The 8,350-nt window shown below is 29.1% G+C and carries 7 protein-coding genes; all 7 read left to right on the top strand.

The annotated features are described in order from the left end of the window. Positions 1-567: LytR/AlgR family response regulator transcription factor (locus AB1Z17_RS12415; protein WP_368052105.1), on the top strand; the 567-nt coding region annotated here is incomplete at its 5' end. A 118-nt stretch (positions 568-685) separates the two neighbouring features. Next, positions 686-1,306: a hypothetical protein gene (locus tag AB1Z17_RS12410; protein WP_368052104.1), complete on the top strand. Its 621-nt coding sequence runs from the start codon at positions 686-688 to the stop codon at positions 1,304-1,306. Between the two features lie 32 nt (positions 1,307-1,338). Further along, positions 1,339-3,561: a CocE/NonD family hydrolase gene (locus tag AB1Z17_RS12405; protein ID WP_368052103.1), complete on the top strand. Its 2,223-nt coding sequence runs from the start codon at positions 1,339-1,341 to the stop codon at positions 3,559-3,561. Between the two features lie 13 nt (positions 3,562-3,574). Next, positions 3,575-4,099 carry a GNAT family N-acetyltransferase gene (locus AB1Z17_RS12400; RefSeq protein WP_368052102.1) on the top strand — a complete coding sequence of 175 codons (525 nt, stop codon included), beginning with the start codon at positions 3,575-3,577 and terminating at the stop codon, positions 4,097-4,099. Between the two features lie 399 nt (positions 4,100-4,498). Further along, positions 4,499-5,653 (top strand): helix-turn-helix domain-containing protein, encoded by a 1,155-nt coding sequence (locus tag AB1Z17_RS12395; RefSeq protein WP_368052101.1) that lies wholly within the window; start codon positions 4,499-4,501, stop codon positions 5,651-5,653. Positions 5,654-5,768: 115 nt separating this feature from the next. After that, positions 5,769-6,728 (top strand): alpha/beta fold hydrolase, encoded by a 960-nt coding sequence (locus tag AB1Z17_RS12390; RefSeq protein ID WP_368052100.1) that lies wholly within the window; start codon positions 5,769-5,771, stop codon positions 6,726-6,728. 314 nt (positions 6,729-7,042) lie between these two features. Then, on the top strand, positions 7,043-8,227 hold the full coding sequence (locus tag AB1Z17_RS12385; RefSeq protein ID WP_368052099.1) for an adenylate/guanylate cyclase domain-containing protein: 1,185 nt from the start codon (positions 7,043-7,045) through the stop codon (positions 8,225-8,227). The last annotated feature ends 123 nt before the right edge of the window (positions 8,228-8,350 follow it).

The following is an 8,350-nucleotide window of genomic DNA, read 5'->3' as shown; positions in this document are numbered from 1 at the left end:
TTGTTTTTAGATATTCACATGCCTGGGAAATCTGGTTTTGATTTATTAGAAGAATTAACAAATGTACCAGACGTTGTTTTTACAACTGCATACGATCAATATGCTGTTAAAGCTTTTGAGATGAATGCTTTAGATTATTTAGTAAAACCTTTAAGAGATGAACGTTTTTCAAAGACTATTGAAAAGGTAAAGGTAGAATTATCTAAAAGAGTAAAATTAGAGTCTACAACCTTACCAATGCATCAAAAAATATTTATAAAAGATGGTGAAAAATGTCATTTTATTCCTTTAACAGATATTCATTTTATTGAATCTTTAGAAAATTATGCACGTCTTTATTTTGGTTCGGATAAAGCCATGATTAAGCGTTCATTAAATTTATTAGCAGAGAAGTTAGATCCTAAAGTTTTTTTTAGAGTGAATAGAAGTCAAATGATTAACATACATTATATTAAAGAAATTCATCCATACTTTAATAATAAACTACAAATTATATTAACCACTGGAGAAAAAGTGGAAGTGTCTAGCAGGCAGTCAGTTAAATTTAAAAACTGGAATAGTCTGTAAAGGAATAATGGTTTAATTTTCAACGTTCATTTACATTTATTTACGCTCCTGTACTTTTCCTTTTTTGATAGTAATAAACACTTTTACTTTGCGCTATAACTAATTTAAAAATCATATTATGAATTATTTAAAAGCAATATCACAAATGTTAAAAATCATTGTTCTAGCTGTGATTTCATTGTTATCAACTTGTAGTGAAAACAGCCCTTTAGTTGCAGAACAACCAACGTTAACCGATTATACAGTTGGAGAAAAATGGACTTGGAAATATAAAGGCGTAACAAACGAAGGTGTAGTGCGTTCGGATGGGCAAGATATAAGAGAAATAGTTAGTGTAAATGATGTTTTAGGTATGGTCATTGGAAAAGACACTATTTCAGTAACAGACATAGTGGAGCCAGAAAAAAGCGAAACACCAAAATATAAATGGCCTTTAAAAGTTGGTGAAACGTGGAGATATGAAAAAAATTGGACAAGTCAAGATGGTACTACTGGAAAACAAAGTCAAGATGCAGAAGTTATATCTTTTAAAGAAGAAACTGTAGAGGCTGGTACATTTATGGCGTACACCATAGAATACAAAGGTACGGTTTCAAATTCAAGAGGATATAATGCAAGAACAGATGAAGTTTGGTTATATGCTCCAGCAATAAAAAACTTTATTAAAATGACACAAACTCAAGACGATTTTTTGTACAATGAAGAGCTAATTAATTACTCAAATCCAAATAATAAGTAACATAGTTTGTTATCAATTTTAAACAAGAAAAAATGAAAAAATTATTCCTGTTATTATTTCTACTAGCAATTAGTTTTACTTCTTTTGCACAAGAAATACCATTTAAGAAATTAAAACTATCAGATACAGTTGCAATTGCAAATCAAATGCAGCAATTAGGAGAATTCTGTGATACAAAAAACTTATCTGAATTAGATGTATTTAAGCTACAATTAATTAGTGGTAATTATAATGATGCCTTAGTTATTTTCAAAAAAAGAATTAAAAAAACACCAATTGATCAAAGACAGTATTTAGATATATACATGCATTATGTTGAGGCAAAGCTTTCTAACAACTTTAAAGATGCGTTTAAAAAATCTTACAGAAAATACGTAAAGAATTCTGATGACATACAAGTTATTAATTTAGATAGAGCGTTGATAATTAGAGATCCTACTGATTATTATGTTAGTAATTTTAATAATACGTATAATAATATTAAAACTGAACAGATATCACAGGCAACAGCTAAGGATTTAGTAAAAAAGTATTTTTTAAAAACGGTGTTTTCATCGACTAGAAATATTTATTTTGAAGAAATAAAACAAGATCATAAACGTAGGTATGTCATAAATGATAGTATTGTTATTCCCACAAAAGATGGAGCAGAAGTACCCATAGTTTTGGTGCAAAGACGAGGGAATTCTGAAGCAAAAAAAGGAGCAATATTAATTTCGTCTGTATATGCTAGCTCTAATGAAGCAAATGCAATGTTAGCAGCATCTAAAGGATATAATGGAGTTATTACCAATACAAGAGGAAAAAGGTATAGTAAAGGTCCTGTAATACCTTTTGAATATGAATATACTGATGTTTACGAAGTGATTGATTGGATTAGCAAACAACCTTGGTCAAATAAAAAAGTAGGAATGCATGGAGGGAGTTATAATGGATTTACACAATGGGCTTCCATGAAAAACAAAGTGCATCCTGCTTTAAAAACAATTGTTCCAATGGTTGCTATTGCACCAGGAATTGATTATCCTTTGGAAAATAATGTACTGCACAATTATTCTTATTCTTGGAATTTCTATGTAACTAATAATAAGTTTTTAGATTTTGAAGCATCGAATGATTTTAATCGTTGGAATTCCTTAAAAAATACTTGGTACAAAACTGGAGTGGCTTTTAACAAATTAGATAGTTTAGATGGGCAGGTAAATACATTATGGAACACCTATATGCAGCATCCTAGTTATGATGACTATTGGAAGAACATGATTCCTTATAAACAAGAATTTGCTAAAATTAACATTCCTATTTTAACAATTACAGGTTATTATGATGACTCACAAAGAGGGGCCATGTATTATTTCAATGAGCATTATAAATATGCGAAAAATCCAAATCATTATTTATTAGTTGGTCCTTATGACCATTGGACTGCACAAACGAAACCCGAAGAAAGCCTAAGAAATTACAAATTAGATAAAACAGCTTTAATCAACATTGAAGAGGAGCTTCTTTATCAATGGTTTGATTACATTTTGGAAGGAAAATCAAAACCTAGTATTTTGAAAGATAAAGTTAACTTCCAAGTCATGGGCACCAATACTTGGATGCACAAACCAACTCTAAGTGCAATGACAAACGATACTTTACAATTTCATTTAAGTTCTGATAATCACAAAGATATTTATACCTTAAAATCGAACCCAAATAATTCAAAGATTAAAATGTCGATTGATTTTAAAGATCGTAAAAACATGACCAATACAGACTATTATCCTTGGCCTTTGGAACGTGATAAAATCAATTTAAAAGATGGAATGGTATTTAAAGCTAAACCATTAAAAAAAGATATAATTATAAATGGATCATTTTTTGGGAATCTTGAATTTTCAATAAATAAAAAGGATGTTGATTATTCTGTAATCTTATACCAACTGACTCCAGAAGGTAAATACTTTCATTTGAGCTATTACATTGGTAGAGCAAGTTATGCGAAAAATAGAGAACAAAGAAATTTACTTACACCAAATCAAAAGACGCAAATATATTTCAACAACTCGAAACTAATCAGTAAAAAAATAGAAAAAGGAAGTCGCATTGTAGTTGTGGTTAATATCAATAAAAACAATAATGCTCAAATTAATTATGGTACCGGAAAGAATGTTAATAAAGAAAGTATTAAAGATGCTGAAATTCCATTAGAGATAACTTTTACAGGAAACAGTAGTATTTCTTTACCAATTTGGAGTTATATTGAATAAAACAACTAAGTGAATGAAATTAATAAGGCTAAATAATATATTTGAAAATAATTTTCAAAAAGCTTGGGAGCTTTATGAAGATGCTTTTCCTATTGAAGAAAGGAGAACTTTGCACGGCCAAGCAAGTACTTTAAAGCACCCTAATTATCATTTTGATATTGTAATGGATAAAGATCAATTTATTGGATTTATTTTATGGTGGGATTTTGAAACACTTATGTATATAGATCATTTTGCAACATCTGTTCAGTTAAGGAATAAAGGTTATGGAAAACAAATTCTTAAAAAGTTTATCAATAATAATGACAAACCAGTTCTATTAGAAGTTGAATTACCTACATCAAATAATAATCAGCGAAGAATAATTTTTTATGAAAACATTGGTTTTAAAATTAATCAACATTATTATGAAGTTCCAAATGCAAAAAGAAATCAACCTCCATTACAATTATTATTAATGTCTTACCCAAACAAAATTACTTCTGCTGAAGTTGAATTATTTATTGCAAAATGTCATCCTATTATTTTCAAAAACTAATCATTATTTTCTTAAGTTAAATCTATCTCTAGGATTTAACCCTTTAAAAGTTTACTTTTTGATGACACTATGCATCAAGTATTTTAAAAAGAGTTAATAACCCGCTAGACCCAGCGGTAAAAATCAAATATGAAAAATGATATCAATGAAGAATATTTAAAAATTGGAATCTAAAATGATAAAAAGCAACAATGTTAAATCATATAATAAATTTTATTATTTTTGAGATGCGCATCATTATAACACCAAATAGTACAATCTATAAAAAATACATTATTCACTTTATATGGGGAATTTGAGGGGAATAAACACATATGATATTAACATATAACAAAGTTACCTGCAAGCTGAAAATAAACTTTTCTTAAAAACAAACTATGAAAAACAAAAAAGAAATTAATGGATAAAGTCAATTTAATAGTTACGGTCGCTGTAATTACAATGTTCATTTCATTATTTCTAGCTGTTTTTTTGATTACAGTAAAAACAGAACATAAATTAAGTAATCGTCTTTTTGCTCTATTTTTAATTTTAACAGCAATAGATATTAGTGGAATTTTATTTGATTTTTTAAATGAAAACCCTTCAAATATCGGAATGTTCAGAAACCTAATTACTTTCTTCCAACTTCCAACTTTTTATTTATATGTCTTATCAGTCTGCTATTCCGATTTTAAATTAAAACCGAAACATTTAATCCACATCGTCCCTTTTTTAATAGCAAATTTAATTTTGTTACCACGCTTTTATGCAGTCAATCAAGCCTCTAAAACTAGTTTTCTAGAAAAAAGTAGTAGTATGATAGAAATACAGTTTAATCATATTTTCATTCATATTCAAATTGTATTTTACATCATTGTAGTTTTTATGATCCTAAAGAAAGCAAAAAATATATACCTCGAAAATTATACTGGAGCTAGTATTAAATCACTTAATTGGTTATTTCAATTTGCGTTAGCACTATCTTTATTCTATTCTCTTGCGCTGTTAAAAAACATCTTTAAATTTTCTACTTATACTAACTTTTCTGAATGGTTAAAAATTGGACTTTTTCTATTTGAACTATTCATAATTAGTTGGTATCTATTCAAAGCACTCAATAATCCAAATCTTTTCAGAAACATTGATTCAAAATTAAAACTTGTAAATGAATACATTTCTGAAGAAAAAAAGAACAAAACTTTAAACACAAATGAAAAGGAATTTAATTCAGAGTTATTGAAATTAAAGAAATATATGATTGAAGAAAAACCATATCTTAATCCTTCTTTGACAATTCAAGATATTTCTAATGCTACTGAAATTCCAGTTAGAGATTTATCTCTTTTAATTAATCATAAATTAAATCGGCATTTTTATGATTTTGTAAATAGCTATCGTATAGAAAATGCTATGGCTATTTTAAAAGATAATGCAAAAAGTAAGGTAACTATTCTAGAAATTCTTTATGAAGTTGGTTTTAATTCAAAATCTTCATTTAATACTGCTTTTAAAAAACATACCAATACCACACCAACTGCTTATCGTAAAAGCTTGCAAATAAACAATTTGTAATTACTCTTACTTGTTTTTTTAAACAAATGCGTTCGACTACTTTCATTCGGTCGCATAAGACTCATTTCTTTCACATATTTGTATCGAAATAATTTTTAACATAAAACACGATACTATGAAAACTACATTAAAAATTTTAGCAGTACTATTATTAACAACTAATCTTTCTTTCGGACAAAATATTTCGGTAAAAATTGATACTCTTCTAACACCTGAAATTGGCAGAATAAAACAGGTTGTGGAAATTAAAACGGACGATTCAAACAAACCAATACTTTTATTTTTAGCGGGCGGTCCAGGAAGCTCAATGATAAATACTGCGGACAATTTCACGAATTTTTTAAGAAATAAATTTACAATTGTCCAATGGGACCAAAGAGGCGCAGGAAAAACTTTAGAATTAAATCCTTCACCAACTCAACCATCAGTTGAACAAATGAAAAAGGATACTTATCAAGTTATACGTTTTCTGACAAAGGAATTAAACCAAGAAAAAATATATTTATTAGGCAGTTCTTGGGGAAATGTTTTAGGCTTTTATATCGTTGAAAATCATCCTGAATTGCTTCATTCCTATTTTGCTGTAAATCCGGTTATCAGTCAATTAGCAAGTGAAATGGAATTGCTCAAAATTTTGAAAGTTCATTTTAAAGAAAACCCTATTGCAAGCAAAGAATTAGCGAGCGTGAATATCCCTTTTAAAATTGATGAGGACTTATTTTATATAAGAAAATGGCTTTTTTATAAAGAAGGTAAGAAATATGTAACAACTGATGCTTTCAAAAATGGTTTTCTTAAGTGGTCAGAAACTTGGTCACCTGCATGGAACGAAGTAATGAATATTGATTTACCGAAAACTTTAAAGGAAGTAAATTGCCCAATTTATTTTTTTGTTGGAAAAAAAGATATTCAAACATCGACTGAAATTACAGAAAAATACTTTGAGGAATTGAAAGCACAAAAAAAAGACTTGTTTTTATTTGAAAAATCTGGACATCAAATACATCACGATGAACCAGAAAAATTTCAAAATACAATAATTAAGAAATTGGAAACTAACAAAACGGAAGAATAAAAACTACTTACAAAGTTGTATAAAGTTAATTTATTTACTGACATTTAAGAAACTGTCTTGAAATGAAAATTAGAATAATACATAATAGAGCCAGCAGGTAACAATGTATATAAAAAATAGCAGTATTAGCGCAAGCCATTTGGTTTGCGTTTTTTTATTATCTTTCCTCTATCGGAAAAGTGTCGCATTTAAAATCTGCTACTTTTCATATACAAATCGTTGGCTACAATTAAAAAATAGTCAAATATTTAACGAAAAATGATAAGAAGCTAATGCCGAATAATGATAAGAGCAAAATTCCAATTTTCAAAAGAATGATTGATATTGGTGTTAATAAGGAGCTTTCTGTAACTGAGAATAGGTTTCTGCGAGTAACAAATATTGCGTCAATTCTTGGTATCTTATTCATGGGAATGTGGATGATTACTGCTTTTTTTCTTACAGATTATTCAATACTTTATGCAAGTAATGGTTTGTTAGCCTTGATGTTTTCATTCGTTTTAATATTCAATGGAAAAGGTTGGCGGGTTTTGGCTTCAATTTGTTTTACTGCTACGGCCCTTTTTGGAGTTATCTTATTTCTTTATTTATTAGGTTACTCATCAGGTGTTTGGGTCATTTGTTACATTATAATTATTACACCATATATGACTTTCCCCAAAGAGGCGAGGAAATTAGCAATTGGTTTCAGTATTCTTGGGGGTTTGATTTTGATTATTTCAGTGGTGCTTCAATCCAAAATTAATGCTCACTATGATGTAATATCCCCATATTTCCTGCAAATAGTTAATGTAAGTACAACTGGATTAATTTGCCTTACAATTGCATGGACGCTGTCAGTCTTGATTGAAAGATCAGAGGAATCTGTGAAGGCTGAACAAAAAAGATCAGATGACCTTCTGCATAACATTCTTCCGGCAAAGGTGGTTAAGGATCTAAAAGAAACAGGTAAAACAGTGCCCAAAAGACACAAGAATGTAACTATTCTTTTTACTGACTTCAAAGGTTTTACAGAGCTAGTAGCAAGCATCCCTGCAATCACTTTGGTTAATGAGCTTAATGATATTTTTGGCCGATTCGATGAAATTGTAGAGAAGGCAGGAGTTGAAAAAATTGAAACAATTGGTGATGCATATGTAGCTGCATGCGGCCTTGAAGAAGAGTTTACTGAACATGCTATTAATTGTATCATAGCCGCAAAACAGATGTTATCCTATCTTGAGGAAAGAAATAAGAAACATGAAATAAAATGGAGAATGAGAGTCGGAATACATTCTGGACCTATAGTAGCTGGAGTAGTAGGAAAGAAGAAATTTAGTTATGATCTTTTTGGAGATACAATTAATATGGCAAGTAGAATGGAATCATCTGGAGAACCTGGCAAAATAAATATTTCAAGAGCGACTTTTCAACTTGTAAAGAATCATATCGATTTCGAATACAGAGGGGAAATTTATGCCAAGGGAAAAGGAAAGATAGAAATGTATTTTGTAAAATAAAATGTAGCTACAATGTATAATCGTAATTACGGCGGATTCGACTAGGTCCTAATCCACTCGGAATTGCTAACGTCTTTGCCAAACCAAAATTAACACATATTAACCCGTAACTGAAGGTTAAAC

The organism is Lutibacter sp., from assembly GCF_040883305.1.
Taxonomy (GTDB): domain Bacteria; phylum Bacteroidota; class Bacteroidia; order Flavobacteriales; family Flavobacteriaceae; genus Lutibacter.
The sequence above is the reverse complement of the archived record's forward strand: the minus strand, read 5'-3'. Positions and strand labels throughout refer to the sequence as shown.

Bases quoted from the DNA above. Each gene is read 5' to 3' on its own strand.
- AB1Z17_RS12395 (WP_368052101.1), top strand. From the start codon at position 4,499: ATGGATAAAGTCAATTTAATAGTTACGGTCGCTGTAATTACAATGTTC.
- AB1Z17_RS12400 (WP_368052102.1), top strand. From the start codon at position 3,575: ATGAAATTAATAAGGCTAAATAATATATTTGAAAATAATTTTCAAAAA.
- AB1Z17_RS12405 (WP_368052103.1), top strand. From the start codon at position 1,339: ATGAAAAAATTATTCCTGTTATTATTTCTACTAGCAATTAGTTTTACT.
- AB1Z17_RS12385 (WP_368052099.1), top strand. From the start codon at position 7,043: ATGATTGATATTGGTGTTAATAAGGAGCTTTCTGTAACTGAGAATAGG.
- AB1Z17_RS12390 (WP_368052100.1), top strand. From the start codon at position 5,769: ATGAAAACTACATTAAAAATTTTAGCAGTACTATTATTAACAACTAAT.
- AB1Z17_RS12410 (WP_368052104.1), top strand. From the start codon at position 686: ATGAATTATTTAAAAGCAATATCACAAATGTTAAAAATCATTGTTCTA.